General features: G+C 44.0%; 17 protein-coding genes, 1 tRNA gene and 2 pseudogenes. 12 read left to right on the forward strand and 8 right to left on the reverse strand.

What is annotated here, in order from left to right; translation table 11 throughout:
- The 3 genes and pseudogenes from F6K53_RS25695 to F6K53_RS25705 all read left to right on the forward strand — a co-directional run.
- Nucleotides 1–221 (forward strand): annotated as a pseudogene (locus F6K53_RS25695) (methyltransferase type 11); the annotation flags it as partial.
- Between the two features lie 173 nt (nt 222–394).
- Nucleotides 395–1,120, forward strand: a complete 726-nt coding sequence (locus tag F6K53_RS25700) for an HAD family phosphatase (protein ID WP_293030202.1) — start codon at nt 395–397, stop codon at nt 1,118–1,120.
- A gap of 73 nt (nt 1,121–1,193) precedes the next feature.
- Nucleotides 1,194–1,266, forward strand: a tRNA-Ala gene (locus F6K53_RS25705).
- On the opposite strand, the gene F6K53_RS25710 is transcribed toward F6K53_RS25705, so the two are convergent.
- The 5 genes from F6K53_RS25710 to F6K53_RS25730 all read right to left on the reverse strand — a co-directional run bounded on the left by F6K53_RS25710 (nt 1,257) and on the right by F6K53_RS25730 (nt 4,505).
- Nucleotides 1,257–1,418: a hypothetical protein gene (locus F6K53_RS25710; RefSeq protein WP_293030205.1), complete on the reverse strand. Its 162-nt coding sequence runs from the start codon at nt 1,416–1,418 to the stop codon at nt 1,257–1,259. The genes F6K53_RS25705 and F6K53_RS25710 overlap by 10 nt on opposite strands.
- 130 nt (nt 1,419–1,548) lie before the next feature.
- A complete protein-coding gene (locus tag F6K53_RS25715) occupies nt 1,549–2,493 on the reverse strand; it encodes a DUF4351 domain-containing protein (protein WP_293082634.1) in 945 nt (314 codons plus the stop codon).
- A complete protein-coding gene (locus tag F6K53_RS25720; RefSeq protein WP_158069700.1) occupies nt 2,471–2,623 on the reverse strand; it encodes a hypothetical protein in 153 nt (50 codons plus the stop codon). Before F6K53_RS25720 ends, F6K53_RS25715 begins: the two co-directional genes overlap by 23 nt.
- Nucleotides 2,624–2,678: 55 nt before the next feature.
- Nucleotides 2,679–3,305, reverse strand: a complete 627-nt coding sequence (locus F6K53_RS25725) for a restriction endonuclease subunit R (RefSeq protein WP_293071881.1) — start codon at nt 3,303–3,305, stop codon at nt 2,679–2,681.
- A gap of 204 nt (nt 3,306–3,509) precedes the next feature.
- Nucleotides 3,510–4,505, reverse strand: coding sequence for an AraC family transcriptional regulator (locus tag F6K53_RS25730; RefSeq protein WP_293071880.1), 996 nt, complete (start codon nt 4,503–4,505; stop codon nt 3,510–3,512).
- Nucleotides 4,506–4,526: 21 nt separating this feature from the next.
- Between F6K53_RS25730 and F6K53_RS25735 the strand changes: the two genes are divergently transcribed.
- Nucleotides 4,527–4,724 carry a hypothetical protein gene (locus tag F6K53_RS25735; RefSeq protein ID WP_293039777.1) on the forward strand — a complete coding sequence of 66 codons (198 nt, stop codon included), beginning with the start codon at nt 4,527–4,529 and terminating at the stop codon, nt 4,722–4,724.
- On the opposite strand, the gene F6K53_RS25740 is transcribed toward F6K53_RS25735, so the two are convergent.
- A complete protein-coding gene (locus tag F6K53_RS25740) occupies nt 4,721–4,846 on the reverse strand; it encodes a hypothetical protein (RefSeq protein WP_293071879.1) in 126 nt (41 codons plus the stop codon). The genes F6K53_RS25735 and F6K53_RS25740 overlap by 4 nt on opposite strands.
- Before the next feature lie 183 nt (nt 4,847–5,029).
- Here F6K53_RS25740 and F6K53_RS25745 point away from each other — a divergent pair, with 183 nt between their 5' ends.
- Both F6K53_RS25745 and F6K53_RS25750 read left to right on the forward strand, forming a co-directional pair.
- Entirely contained in the window at nt 5,030–5,614 is a 585-nt protein-coding gene (locus F6K53_RS25745; protein ID WP_293071878.1) for a cupin domain-containing protein, read from the forward strand.
- Between the two features lie 119 nt (nt 5,615–5,733).
- Complete coding sequence (locus F6K53_RS25750) at nt 5,734–6,615, forward strand: MarC family protein (RefSeq protein ID WP_293071877.1); 882 nt, start codon at nt 5,734–5,736, stop codon at nt 6,613–6,615.
- Nucleotides 6,616–6,682: 67 nt separating this feature from the next.
- Here F6K53_RS25750 and F6K53_RS25755 read toward each other — a convergent pair whose 3' ends face one another.
- On the reverse strand, nt 6,683–7,690 hold the full coding sequence (locus F6K53_RS25755; protein WP_293082637.1) for a pentapeptide repeat-containing protein: 1,008 nt from the start codon (nt 7,688–7,690) through the stop codon (nt 6,683–6,685).
- A gap of 655 nt (nt 7,691–8,345) precedes the next feature.
- Between F6K53_RS25755 and F6K53_RS25760 the strand changes: the two genes are divergently transcribed.
- The 6 genes and pseudogenes from F6K53_RS25760 (at nt 8,346) to F6K53_RS25785 (ending at nt 13,373) form a co-directional block, all read left to right on the forward strand.
- Entirely contained in the window at nt 8,346–8,519 is a 174-nt protein-coding gene (locus tag F6K53_RS25760; RefSeq protein WP_293071875.1) for a hypothetical protein, read from the forward strand.
- 339 nt (nt 8,520–8,858) lie between these two features.
- Entirely contained in the window at nt 8,859–10,340 is a 1,482-nt protein-coding gene (amt, locus tag F6K53_RS25765) for an ammonium transporter (protein WP_293082640.1), read from the forward strand.
- 13 nt (nt 10,341–10,353) lie between these two features.
- On the forward strand, nt 10,354–10,539 hold the full coding sequence (locus F6K53_RS25770) for a hypothetical protein (RefSeq protein WP_293082643.1): 186 nt from the start codon (nt 10,354–10,356) through the stop codon (nt 10,537–10,539).
- Between the two features lie 15 nt (nt 10,540–10,554).
- Nucleotides 10,555–11,763: pseudogene (locus tag F6K53_RS25775) on the forward strand (serine/threonine-protein kinase); the annotation flags it as partial.
- A 118-nt stretch (nt 11,764–11,881) separates the two neighbouring features.
- Nucleotides 11,882–12,790 (forward strand): serine/threonine-protein kinase, encoded by a 909-nt coding sequence (locus F6K53_RS25780; protein ID WP_293082646.1) that lies wholly within the window; start codon nt 11,882–11,884, stop codon nt 12,788–12,790.
- Nucleotides 12,791–13,235: 445 nt separating this feature from the next.
- Nucleotides 13,236–13,373 (forward strand): hypothetical protein, encoded by a 138-nt coding sequence (locus F6K53_RS25785; RefSeq protein ID WP_293071871.1) that lies wholly within the window; start codon nt 13,236–13,238, stop codon nt 13,371–13,373.
- Nucleotides 13,374–13,389: 16 nt separating this feature from the next.
- Here F6K53_RS25785 and F6K53_RS25790 read toward each other — a convergent pair whose 3' ends face one another.
- On the reverse strand, nt 13,390–13,785 hold the full coding sequence (locus F6K53_RS25790; RefSeq protein ID WP_293071870.1) for a hypothetical protein: 396 nt from the start codon (nt 13,783–13,785) through the stop codon (nt 13,390–13,392).
- Nucleotides 13,786–14,439: the final 654 nt, after the last annotated feature.

A 14,439-nucleotide genomic window follows, 5' to 3' on the forward strand; every position in this document is an offset into this window, starting at 1 on the left:
AAGAACCCTATATCAAGGCTTACGCTAATGGTAGTGTTGACGCTTGGATGGGTGCAGCTAGTTTTGAAGCAGTGCGCACTACGCAATGGTGGTGGCTGCATCAAATAACTCAGGGTCTAAAACCTTTGCCAGTAGGGAAATCAACTCCTTGGGAATCTCAATCTCAGGGGAGTTTTCCAGATGATATTGCGTCACTTGGGGTGCCGGTTCCAGCGGTATAGGGCAATTTTACAGTAAGCACTTGGACACAATTAACGTTGACTGTTAAGATTAGTAAAGTTGACTGTTAAAATCAGGGAATAGGCAACCGGTAACGGGGAGCAGAAGAGGGTTGAGTAACGTTATGTTTTTTAAGTTACTCAACAATAGTAACAGAATTTATGTCTAGGTACTTATGAGTTTGAAAGCAGTTCTGTTTGATTTTAACGGAGTAATAATCAATGATGAGCCGATTCACGAGAAACTAATTGAGGAAATTATTCTTGGGGAAAATTTGCGTCCGGATTCCGAAGAGTTTCGACAGGTTTGTACAGGTAGAGGCGATCGCTCTTGTCTGCGAGAGTTACTTAAGCGTCGCGGTCGGGTGGTTACGGAGGATTACTTAAACCAGCTCATTAGCCGCAAAGCTGCTGCCTATCAACGTCAGCTAGAAAGTATGGAAACCTTGCCCATTTATCCTGGTGTGGAGGATTTAATGGTTCAGATCCAGGGTGCTCAGATACCGATGGCTCTGGTGACTGGAGCACTGCGGAATGAGGTAGAAGTGGTGCTCAATCGCGCTGGTTTAGCTCACTATTTTAGTTTGATTGTTGCTGGTGATGATATTACTACTAGTAAACCGGAACCGGATGGCTATCTGCTAGCGGTAGAGCGGCTCAATCAAGTATATGGTAACCTGAACTTAAAACCTGGGGAATGTCTAGTAATAGAAGATTCTTTGGCTGGAATTGAGGCGGCGAAGCGAGCTGGCATGCCAGTGGTAGGAGTGGCTAGTACTTATCCCCTTCATATGCTACAGCGTCACGCTAACTGGACTGTGGATTATTTGAATCAGCTGGAATTAGAACGGGTGCAGCAGGTCTATTCTGGGGTATCACCTGAGCCAGTAGGAGAAATATAGAGGATAAAACGGCAAGGGGGCACAGGGCGATGGGTTCCGGTGCTAGAATAAACACAATCAACAAAGGTACTAGGGGGAATTGGCTCAGTTGGTAGAGCGCTGCGATCGCACCGCAGAGGTCAGGGGTTCGAATCCCCTATTCTCCATAGATAGCAGTTTTCAATTGGGTGAGGGACTTACGCCCTTGGGGTTTTCGGGAGTAGGGAGTAGGGAGTAGGGAGTAGGGAGTAGGGAGTAGGGGTAAGACAGCTGTGTGCCATGGCTTGGGGGAGCACCTTGAAAGCCCTTTGGAAACCATGGCAGTAGCGAATCTGATCTCATCTGAGGATAATTACCCTTAATAAAAATCTCCCCATCTCCCCAGACTCCCCACCCTCCCTACACTCCCCACACTCCCGTTAATTATGGGTATTCAACCAGACTTGATATTATCTATCCCTGAACTGGTTCAACCAATTGCTCAAATCCACTTCGGTTTCAAAATCTAACAACGCTTCCCCTAAATCCTCCAACTGGGAAAAGGATAACTGCTCAATTTGATGCTGTAATTGGGGATTGAGCTGACCTAGGCGACGGTTAAGTAGACGGATAATTAAATTAAGCTCATTGTGCTTTCCTTGTTCTAATCCTTGTTCTAATCCTTGTTCTAATCCTTGTTCTAATCCTTGTTTTAATCCTTGTTTTAATCCTTGTTCTAATCCTTGTTTTAATCCTTGTTCTAATCCTTGTTCTAATCCTTGACGAATAATCCGTTGATAAACCACCGACTCTTGCATCATATCCTCCCGAAAATAAGCTTGAATTAACTGCTCATCAAATTTCACCCCAGCCAACAGTTGCACGCAAGCAGATAGGTTACGCTGCTGTTGTGTATCTTCAATCATATCGATTCTGGCTGCTACCTGGGAGAGTAATGTTTCTGGGACTTCAGCTTGTGCTAACACTGCCAAGGGTAGTAACCCCGGGGTTGTCAGTAACGGTTGTGGATCACATTCCCAAATCCGAATCACTCGGTAGTGGAAGGATAGGTTCGGCTCGGTAAATTGATTCACAAATACTCCCGCTAATCGGCTTGGTTTCAGAAAAATTATTACCTGCTCAATCTTACAGCGATACTGGCGATACAACCTCACCCAATAATCGAGCATCCGCAGGGGTAAGGGAGGTTCAGACTGGGGTAGGGTTTGAAATTCCAAATGCAAAATAGCATCAGCAACCCGCACAAAAAACAAGGCATCTGCCCGAATTGGTTCTGTACTTAATTCGGTGTTGAGAATTTCTATATCTTCTGGTGGTTCCTGGTTCCACAACCAACGGGTAAAGGCTTGGGGATATTGTTCCACCAAATATTTAAGGGTACTGTCGTAACTCATAACACATATAGTAAAGGGAGTAGGGAGTAGGGAGTAGGGAGTAGGGAGTAGGGAGCGGTGCGACCCCGCGCTTTTTCAAAGCTAAGCGTGAACGCGCACTCCCTGGGAATATGGCATCAAAAATTATCACAATTCCTACACGGATTGCTATTAAGTATTTTAATCTGCTGGTTACCCCTTCAGAACTAGATGTCTATGTGACTCAGTTTTTTAAGAATCCGAAGCACCTGATACAAATCATTTCCGGGATTGCGCAGTGAAAATTCAGCAGATGTGGCATATCTGGGCTTTTCACCGTTAACTAGTTTGATGAAAATGAAGGTACCACCAGTGGTAATCATGCCATAGCTTGGTTGATCTGGGTGGGGATTAGCTAACATGTAGGCCAGAAGTTGGGGTAGTCCAGCTTCTATGGAGAAGCTAGCCTGTTTGGATTCGATAATCGTCATCCAAAATTCGTTATGTAAGACTAGGGTATCAATGCTTCCTTTGACAATAATGCCGTGGTCATCAACAGAAATATCTACGGTTTTTTCGGCTTTGATGTGAAAGGGTTCTAGATAAAATTTTCCGATAAATATCAGGGGGGATAGGATGGCGAGATTAACGGTTTTTTCTAGTAAGGGTGGGTAATAGAGTAAATTAAAATAACCAGCTTTAACGTCATCTAATAATTGCTGTTGTAATTCGCTGATTTCTGGTAAGTTTTCTTGCCACTCGCGAAAGAATTGGTTATCGTTAACTAGCTGAAGATTGACTAGGTTTTTTAATTGCTTGAGGGTGACGTCTTTAGCTTGGATTGTTTCTACCATTGTTGTTAAGTTGTTGGTGGTGATCAAGGCATAAAAACGGAAAGTTACACGTTACAGGTTAGTTTAGATTTAAATTGATAGAGCAGGGAGCAGGGAGCAGGGAGCAGGGAGCAGGGATTAGGCAAGAGCCGAGAGTGAAACAATCCTGTGTACCTCATGAGTCCTAGAAACGCTATAACTGTTTAATTGGGTATACTAAAATACTTAACCAACAGTCCGCCGGAACTCGGCAGGGGTGTGCCCGGTCCAACGCTTGAAGGCTCTGCGGAATGCACGATCTTCTGAGTAACCTAGCAAACAAGATATCGCTTCGATACTGAGTCTGGGGTCACTCAGGAACTGTTGTGCGTTTGCTTGACGAGTTTCGTCTAACAGTTGCCGAACGGTGATACCATGGTCTTGGGTCAAGCGTTGCAAAGCACGAAGACTCATGTTCATCTGTCGTGCTAGGGCTTCTGCACCATATTCAGAACGTTCAGCATTGTGAGCGATCGCATTCCGGATCCTAGATAGTTCTGGAGAATCACTAGAACCTGCTAACCGTTCTCGCACCAGGTCTAGATGGCTCTGAATATAACGAAACAGATCCGGATCAGGCTGTTTGGTGGGTAGGTCTAGGGCTCCTTGACGAAATACAAGGGCATTGTGGGATTGTTGAAAGCATACTGGGCTACCAAAGAACTCTTCATAAACCTGGATTGGTCCGAAGGGCAGGTGAGTGAAGTCCGCGCGCACAAGGATATCATCTGCTCCTAAAATTTCCCGCATATAGCGCAACCCCAAAGCTAGTCCCACTTCAGCAGCGCAACCCCCATCTTCGGCATCCATGGGATGATGCATGTGTAAAATGCCCTCTGAGGAGGACTCAATCAGGGCGATTTGCAGTTGATCCGATAGCACAGACCGATAGCGCACTAAGTTCTGCAACGCTTCTCTGAGATTTTCAGCATATCTAGCTCCATAGGCTAGTGTTCCAAAGTATGAGAAGGGAGTAGCGCTGGCCATGTGGAGTGCGATCGCTTCCCCTGGGTAAGCCTTGGTCAGTAAGCGCCATACCGTTGGTACTAGGTGTTGAGACAGGTGGGCATCGGGATCGAGCAGATCGGTACGGGTTAGTCCTGTGGCGGCAGTGATCTGTTCCATGTCCACTCCCCGTGCCACTGCATAAGCTACGGTACTCGCCACCACGCTAGCTAGCATTTCGGGTTTGTGCAATCTGTCGTGAAATGTCCGATTTGGTGCGCCCATTGTCCTTATCACACCTCTGCTAAAGATGGCAATTTGGTTATAGAAAGCTCGTCAGCTTATGCGCTACGCGCACGCTACGCGAACAGCTATCAGCTCTCAGCCGTCAGCTTAAAACAAGCTATTCGGCTGACAAGTTCAACGGACTCAAAGCCAAAGACTATTAATTCCTAGCTTGGGCGTTCGCGTAGCGTGGCCGTTCGCGTAGCGTGGCCAAAAGGCCAAAAGGCCAGGGAACTGAGATGCAACGAATGCTTACCTCTTTCATTCAAAAGCTGTTCGCGCAGCGTGCGCATTAGCTGATAGCTGATAGCTGATAGCTGATAGCTGATAGCTAATAGCTGATAGCTTCAAAACCATTATAGTGCCCCATGAGCTGCATTATCGGTTTGCGATTTTTAAGGCATTTGATGACAGGGTTGCACCTTTAAATTTACTCAAGGAATTTTTCAGCAAAGCAAGATTAAAGGAGTAGAACAATGAGTGAATATAATGTAAACGATCGATTTGATGCCCAGGATCTCCTCAAGAAACCTGGTGAAGGAGAAAGGACAGCCACGGACATGATTATCATGGCTCGATCCAGAGACATGGGTGGTGATTTCTCAGTGATGCAGGGTGTGATCAATCCCGGTCACTTGCTGTCACCCCACAGCCATAAGTTTTGCGATCAACTGGTCTACGTGATATCGAGTGAACTTGTCTTCGAGATTGGGGGTGCAGATGGACTAAGGTTGACAGCTCCTGCGGGAAGCTATGTCCAAAAACCACGGGGCATTGTCCATGCTTTCTGGAACTCCACGGATACACCAGCTCATTACATCGAGCTGTCAGGTCAGGAAACCTTTGAGGGATTCGTTGACTCCTTGAAGCAGGGCGATCGCAAAGGTGTGGCAAACGCAGAGCGGGACTGGGGCATGGTTTTTGCTCTCGACGAAATTCCAAGGCTGATCAAGGATAACAACCTCACGGGCCTTGCCATGTCCGAGACTCCCGACCTACCCCATCTACCTAATCTTCCGGAACCAGTGGCAAAACTGTTTAGCAATATGAAGTTGCGCTAGAAAATCTTGTAGGGTGGGCAAAAACTGTTTGGTTCTTTTCAGTTTTGTAGATAAAATAACTTTGCCCACCCTACTTTAATTGGTATTTTTTTTCCTTGTAGGAATGGGGAGATGGAGAGATGGGTAGGTTGTTGAGAATTCTAGGGATAGCGATCGCATCGGCTTATTTTGCCTCGATGTTAGCACTTAACAGTGCCACAGCCACCATCCCTACACCGCCATCTCCCTCACTGGCAAGGGATTTTACTGGGCAAACAGCCATAATCTCAGCCCAAGCTCTGGAATCATCGAGCAATCAAATTGCCATACCCGTCAAGGCTGAGATTGATGCTAAAACTCAGGTTTTATTCGAGCAACTTTTTGAGGGATTTGGGGTATTAAATATCCTGATTATCTTTTTACTTACCGTCGGTCCGCTCAAGCTAATTGTACCTTTTGTGAAGCTGACAGCTAATGCGGATCCAGCCTTGCGTCGCCAGCTTGCTTTACGGGGGTTTGGCATATCTACCTTAGTTATTTTTGCGGTAGCACTACTTTGCCAAAATGTTCTGAAATCCTGGCAAATTGACCTCTCAGCAATGCTAATCGCAACAGGTATTATCCTTTTTTTAGTGGCTCTGCGAACAGTATTAGCCCAGTATAATCCCCCCACAACTAACGATAAATACCCTGTAAATCCTTCTCTGAAGTTAACGATTAATCCCTTAGTTTTTCCCAGTATTTTAACTCCCTATGGCATTGCTGTTGTGGTGACTATGAGCGCCATGTTCGGACGGATGGCAATTGCTCCGGGTTCTATGTTTTTGCTATTATTTGTGGTTATGGTACTCAACTTAGGAGTGATGTTGGTCGCCCATCCCCTTTTGAATCTCATCAAACCCGTGACTCTAAGAGTGCTTGGTTTTGTGTTTGGGGTGATGCAGGTGGCTCTGGGACTGGATATGATTTTGACTGGAGTGAAACTGGAAGCGATTGCACTGAAATTTTTACTGGGCTTGTAAGATTATTTCCACTTAATTACCCTATCTCGCTACATACTTACCAAACTCCCCTCTCTTTCCCTGTTCCCTATCCCAGACCAAGCTGTTGTCGCAACGCATCGGGCACATTCTCGGCTTTGTCCAAACCTCTAGCATTTGTCCACTTTGTATGTTGATTCCAAGAGATGCCTTCAAGGTTGGCACTAGTTAGATCTGCACCAGTCAAGTCCATACCATTAAGGTTTGCATCTGTGAGATCTGCACCACTGAGGTCCGCATGTTTGAGGTTTGTACCATTGAGCTTGGCATATCTGAAATCTGAACCAGTCAGGTTCGCACTAGTGAGGTCTGCACCAGTGAGATCCGCACCCATGAAGTTGGCACCACTGAGATCAGCATTCCTGAGATCAGCATTCCTGAGCTCAGTAATACTCAGGTTGGTTTTACTGAGGTTCGCTCTAATTAGCAATGCTTTACTAAGCTTGGCTGTATTAAGGTTAGCTCTCGCAAGATTGGCTTTAGTTAGATCAGCTCCCGTAAGATTAGCTCCAGTAAGTTCAGTGTCATTGAGAGTAGCTTGATGAAGTATAGCATTCGCCAGGTCAATGTCAGTCAAATCGGCTTTTGGGGCATCCAGCCCCCTCATCGAAACACCATAGTTGTTCAAAACCTCAAGGGCTTTTACTCTGGCATGACTAGTAGCTACTCCTGCTCCTGCGGCATTATCAACGATTTGCCATGCCTCATAGATTATCCTTTGTCTGCGCTCTAGACCTTCAAGCATGTAAAGAGACGCTCCAAATAAAAGAGCGAAACCTTCAAGATTGTCCACTTTACAGACGAACGATAGTTGCTTTTCCAAACATTCCCAGAGTGAGTCTTGAGGTGAGCAAACTTGTTCGGTTTCAGTTGTTTTTGATTCGAAAAACTTTTTAGTTATTCTTTGCTCCAATACACTTAATATCACTAGAAATAAGTAAGCAATAATGAAGGAAAGCACTACACGAAGCCAGATATTGCTTAGACACTTTTCGCTTTTGGGAACCACTACACGAAGCCAGAGATTCCTTAGACCCTTGTTTAATAAGCCAATCACCTGTATCCTTATTTACTAAAAGTCCTTATCTTATTTGCAGTATATAGCAGGTCTTAATGGAGAGAGGTAATTTCGTCCTAGGTTTTAGGGAGTAGGGAGTAGGGAGTAGGTAAATAACGTTGCCAAAGGGCATTGCCACCATCAGCAACTGCCGTGGTTTCCCATGAGCAACAGGTGCGACCCTAGGCCGGGGAACCCGGCCTAGGAGGCGCGCACCTATAAGGGATAGGACTTACGAAGTTTAGTTGGTTTTGCCCCCCTGCCCCCCAATTCTGGGGGGTAATGATGTCAAAGTCCCCCAGAATTGGGGGACCAACGGGGGCACTTGCGTAAGTCCTGAGGGAGTGAGATTGGCTTTAGCAATTCTGCTTCATTTGAATTTGTCAATACATGAATGCGTATTGCTATAATATGCTATAATAAAAATATTATCCCCCCCTGCGCCCCCGCTCCATAATTTGGTGGAAGCGCATTGCAGATGTTACCCCCTTCTAGGTTAGGGGATGGGTACCTTGGGTGGGATTCTGTAGCTGCTACTGTAAACATCAGAATCCCTGGGAATTTGTCCTAGTCAAAAAGGGATAAGTCCTGAAGAGCACCGAGAGCAGGTCAACGTTGAATAAAAAATCAACTATATATAGAATTTATCGTACTTATGAGGGACAGTCAGTGTCTTGATGCAGTCGGCCAAAGGGTGAAACCCTCAGCACAGAGCTGCATCTCTACTCCCTGTTACGAAGTCTCTGCTCCGATTAACCCACCACAAAAGCACCTCAAGCAATTGAGAAATGCTATAAGTGACATACTCCCAAGGCACCTGATGATTTAGAGATGATTTTAAGTGAACTTATTTTGTCCTAAGCTAAGCTGATCTAGCTGAAGCAGTATCTTAGACCCTAGGGTAATACCAAACAGCCACAAAAGATGGTTGTTATGGTCTAATTATATATTTAACTCAGGTCAAACCCATCTAAATTCTAGAAGCCTTACTCAGAACCAATGCAGCGCTTTAATCAGGGGGTTTCCACCAGTCGCTACTGCATCAAGACAAATATTTTATTTAAAAATTAATCAGTAAAAATTAATCAGCAAAACTACCTATCCTATGAATCTCATATCCAGTAGGCATTTCAAAATAAGATGCGTCTACCCTGGTATATCACTAGCTATGATGGTCGTGCTGGTGTGGAGTCATAGCGCAGTGGCTCAAGACACTGCCCCAATAGACGATGAACTGACGGACGTCCTGGATATTATCTGGTTAGTGATAGCAGGCTCTTTGGTATTTTTTATGAATGCGGGATTCTGCTTATTGGAAACCGGTTTTTGTCGCAAGCAAAATGCGATCAACATTTTGGCAAAGAACCTAGTGGTGTTCAGTATCGCCACCGTAGCCTTCTGGCTTTGCGGAGCGGGATTGATGTTTGGTGGTAACAATCCCTGGATCGGGACTGAAGGGTTCTTTTTTAGTGGCCAGGACATTTTTAACCCCGGTGGTTCTGACTCTCTGGCTATGAGGGAAGCCAAGTTTTTCTTTCAATTAGTATTTGCTGGCACCGCAGCAACCATTGTTTCTGGAGCAGTGGCCGAGCGCATGAGATTTTTGAGCTTTCTACTCTTCAGTTTCTTCCTAGTGGGATTGTTGTATCCCATCACCGGACATTGGGCGTGGTCGGAGTCTGGATGGCTGAACCAGATCAGTCTCGGAGGGTCTGGGAACTTGGCATTTTGGGATTTTGCCGGTTCAACGGTAGTCCACACCGTGGGAGGAGCTGCTGGCTTGATGGGAACCATCGCCCTGGGGGCAAGGGCTGATAAATATCGTAAAATTAAGCCAGCAGAGTTATCTCGACTTAACCCACGGGAAAAAACTAAGTTTAATAAGAAAATTGAACCCTTAAACGGGCATAATATCACCCTTGCCACCTTGGGATGCCTGATTCTCTGGCTCGGTTGGTTTGGGTTTAATGCTGGCTCTACCTTAGAGGCCACTTCCCCCGCCATTCCTCACATTGTTTTAACGACTACTTTAGCAGCGGCAGCCGGTGCAATTGGCTCGATTATCTTTTGCTTTGTCAGATACAGTAAACCCAATCTTGCCTTTATCATCAATGGCATTGTGGGGGGATTAGTTAGCATCACTGCACCCTGCGCTTACGTTAATTTATTAGACGCAGTAGTGATTGGGGCTGTCGGCGGAGGAATTTTTGTGCCCCTTGTTACTGAGCTATTAGATTGGTGGGAAATTGATGACCCAGTTGGAGCTATTCCGGTTCACTTTGGTTGTGGATTATGGGGAACCCTGGCGGTGGGATTGTTTAGTATCGGACCAGACAGTGGTTTGGGCTGGGCTTACGCTATTGGAAAGGGTCCTGCTCAAGGCTTCTTGCGGGGAGGCAATCCCAGTCAACTGATAGTCCAAGGATTAGGTGCTGCCACTGTTATTATTTTCATATTACTCTCCAGTAGAGCTAGTTTTTATCTACTTGCTCACGTCATGCCTGGTGGGATCAAAGTATCTGAACAGGAAGAAAGGGAGGGTTTGGACAAATTCACCTTTGAAGACAAAGTCCAAGATAGTTACCAAGACCAAATCGATAGGTTACGTAAACAACTAGAGGATTTGGAAAAAATTAGTAACAACAATTAAATAAAAACACCCCATGAGCTTAGTACCAGGATTTTCTCTGAAAAACGGCGACTATACCATCCAACGTGAATTAGGAAGGGGGGGCTTTGGAACAGCTTACCAAGCCACTCTTAAGTTACCCGATGGTCAGGAAGAGATTGTTGCCATAAAAATTGGAAACGATGAATTAAGCGATAATGAACGAAGCCAAAGAGAATAAAAATTTAAAGATGAAGCGAAGCGACTCAACCAATTTAACCATAACCATATTGTTAAATTCATAGAGTACTTCTATGAACCAACAATAAACCGTCCTTGCCTGGTAATGGAATATATTGAGGGAGAGACCCTACAAAAACTCACTAAACTAGGGAATGGAATTCCAGAAGAACAAGCTATCAAATATATTCTGCAAGTTGCCGATGCTTTGGTAGCAATGCATCAGGTTAATTTGATTCATAGAGATGTCAAGCCTGGTAATATTATAGCAAGAAATCGAAACGAAGCAGTCCTTATTGATTTTGGGATTGCCCGGGAATTTGTTACCGACCGGACAATAGAGCTAACGCGACAATGGTCGGAACGTTATGCTCCACCGGAGCAACAACTACGCCGCTTTAGAGCAGGTCCACAAGTTGATATCTATGCCTTATCCGCCACCTTCTATTTTTTGTTAACCGGACGCGAACCAGTTAATACCAGAGACAGGGAAGATGAAGTCAACATATATAAACCAGACCCTCAAAAACAAGATGCAGAAAACTTCGTCAGTAACGAAAATTTGAGAAGAGCCATTCTCCAAGGGATGGAATTAAATCCAGGTAAACGACCTCAGTCAATCTTAGAGTGGCTAAAATTACTAGAGCCTTCACAAGAAAGGAATCGAACTGAGATTTCACCAAGGAATATAACTGATATTTCAAGATGGGTGATTGGAGTTATATTCGTTTTGCTGCTATTAGCTGCTGTTGTCATTCCATTGATACATAATCCATCTAATTCAGATAATCCATCTAATTCAGATAATCCATCTAATTCAGATAATCCATCTAATTCAGATAATCCCACAAGTACCAGTGATGAATGGACGAAACTTGAAGACAAAGGTTTATCGGCAATTTATAAACTCAAACAAAACAAAGATGTAGACAACTTCAAAGAAGTCCTCAAGCTATTTGAGCAAAATAAAAACAACTATCAAGGAGAAAAAGAATTTGAAGAACTGTTTAGTGAACTAACCCGTAGATATTCTCAAGACGTATTAGCTCTAAGCGGAGAACCAGGAGTTCGTAAGGGGATTGAAAAGCTGGAGGAAATTCAGCAAAGGCTGGATGATAACTTCGACATCGAAAGTCTGCCGGAAGATGATAAAATTGCTCAGGAATACAAAGATGTTACCGCTCTTATAAAGAGGATGAGAAATTCTCTTAATAGTAACAATTAGCTTGAACTACAAATGTATAAATCATATCAAATAAAAGACTATCGTAAAGTTAGAGTCCGCTAATCATCTACTAAGTTATAAGATTCGCTAAAGCAATGAATTCAATTAAAATAACCCAATGATAAAGTTACAACCAGGAGATTCTCTGAAAGACGGCGACTATACCATCCAACGTGAATTAGGAAAGGGAGGCTTTGGAACGACTTACCAAGCCACTCGTCACTTACCCGATGGTCAGGAAGAGATTGTTGCCATAAAAATTGGAAGAGAAGAACTACCCAATAATCAACGAAGCCAAAGAGAAGAAAAATTTAAAGATGAAGCGAAGCGACTCAACCAATTTAACCATAACCATATTGTTAAATTCATAGAGTACTTCTATGAACCAACAATAAAACGTCCTTGCATCGTGATGGACTATATCGAAGGAGAGAACCTACACAGACTCACTCAACCAGGGAATGGAATTCCAGAGGAACAAGCCATCAAATATATTCAGCAAGTTGGCGATGCATTGGCAGCAATGCATAAGGTTAAGTTGATTCATAGAGATGTCAAGCCTAGTAATATTATGGTAAGACATGGAAGCGACGAAGCAATCCTCATTGATTTTGGGATCTCCCGGGAATTTGTTCCTGACCGGACAATAGAGCTAACAAAACAATGGTCCGAAGATTATGCTCCACCCGAGCAACAACTACGCCGGTTTAGAGCAGGCCCACCCCTTGATATCTATGCCTTATCCGCTACCTTATATTTCTTGTTAACCGGACGCCAACCAGTTAGTAGCAGAGACCGGGAATATGAACTAAAAAGATATAAAAGAGACCCTCAAAAACAAGATGTGGAAAACTTCGTCACCAACAAAACATTGAGAAGAGCCATTCTCCAAGGTATGGAATTAGAGCAAAAGCGAAGACCTCAGTCAATCTCAGATTGGCTAAAATTACTAGAGTCTCCAGCAATAATAAGTCCAACTGGTAGGTTTAGACGTATTGTTGGATATATATTGAGTCTGAGGGGGTGACATGCAAGCTAAAATCCTTACTGGGTAGTACGTTCAGCCGATCTGTTACAAAAAGATACATGCTGTTTTGGCCTGACCTTGAACGTAGTTATAAGGGTTTGAGCTTCCATAAAATCATTCGTAGGGTCAATTGGCCAGTTTATCTTTGCTAAGAGAACTGGCATCAAAGCCTTATCTACTAAGCTTTTCAGGGCTCATGTCACCCCCTCAGATATTGAGTTTGAGTATTGAAGCTCAAGTGAAAGTTTTATTGACAATTTATAAACTTATAAAAGACAGAGATTTATACAGCTTATAAAAAGCTATCAATCTATTTGAGCAAAATCAAAACAACTATCAAGGAAACAAAGAATTTGAAGAGCTATTTAGTGAACTAACCCGTAGATATGCTCAAGATGTATTAGCTCTAAGCGGAGAGCCAGGAGTTCGTAAGGGAATTGAAAAGTTGGAGGAAATTCAGCAAAGGCTAGATCAGAACTTCGACATCGAAAATCTGCCTGAAGATGATATCATCGCTCAGGAATATAAAGATGTTAGTGCTCTTATAGACCAGATGAGAAATTCCCTTAAGGAGAACAATTAGGATTTTTATGTATTCTTTAAATAAGAGCCAGAGCAATCATCCCCAATAAAGCCAAAGCTGATACAATTGTAGAAGCACCTTTCTCATCCCTAGATAAATCCTCCTGTTCTTCAATTGGTTCCTTAATCGTTTCCCAGCACGCTTCTCTAATCGTCCCACTCCACTCACTGCCCATTTCTGAAAACCAAAACACATTAGGATCACCTATAAATGGCTGACGGTTAATGGTTTGCTCTTCACGGTTTACGGAGATTGGGTAACGGTTAATGGTTGAGCCTTGACGGTTAATGGTTGGCCTTTGACGATTGGTTAATGGGTGACGGTTATGGTAGTATTCGGACTGATAGCGGTAAGTCTGAGAAATAATTTGTTTCGGCTGATCACCAGTAACGGTATCCTTTTTCTGTGACATCGATTAACACCCGATTATAAAGGTTACAAGGTAAGCATTCAGCGTGCTAATAGCTGATTTCTAGGCGTTGCTGATTATGGGTATGGTTTTGCCCCCCTAACCCCCCAATTTTGGGGGGAACAAAACTCTCAAAGTCCCCCAAAGTTGGGGGATTTAGGGGGCTGTAATAAAACCAGATGATCGCGCATTCATTCCTTAATTCAGCAACGCCGATTTCTAAGTATCTATAGACTTATCGGGCGAACTACCAAGGATTATGCAGAAAATTTTCAATACCAGTAAGCGGTCAGTGGTCAGTGGTCAGTAGTCAGTAGTCAGTGGTCAGTGGTCAGTGGTCAGCTTATTTTATTCAAAAGCACCTCAAAGTGGCACAGGCTTCCAGCCTGTGACCTAACCTCAGCTTATTTTATTCAAAAGCACTGTGGCACAGGCTTCCAGCCTGTGACCTAACCTCAGCTTATTTTATTCAAAAGCACCTCAAAGTGGCACAGGCTTCCAGCCTGTGACCTAACCTCAGCTTATTTTATTCAAAAGCACCTCAAAGTGGCACAGGCTTCCAGCCTGTGACCTAACCTCAGCTTATTTTATTCAAAAGCACTGTGGCACAGGCTTCCAGCCTGTGACCTAACCTCAGCTTATTTTATTCAAAAGCAC

It is taken from the genome of Moorena sp. SIO4A1, assembly GCF_010672065.1.
Lineage (GTDB): Bacteria > Cyanobacteriota > Cyanobacteriia > Cyanobacteriales > Coleofasciculaceae > Moorena.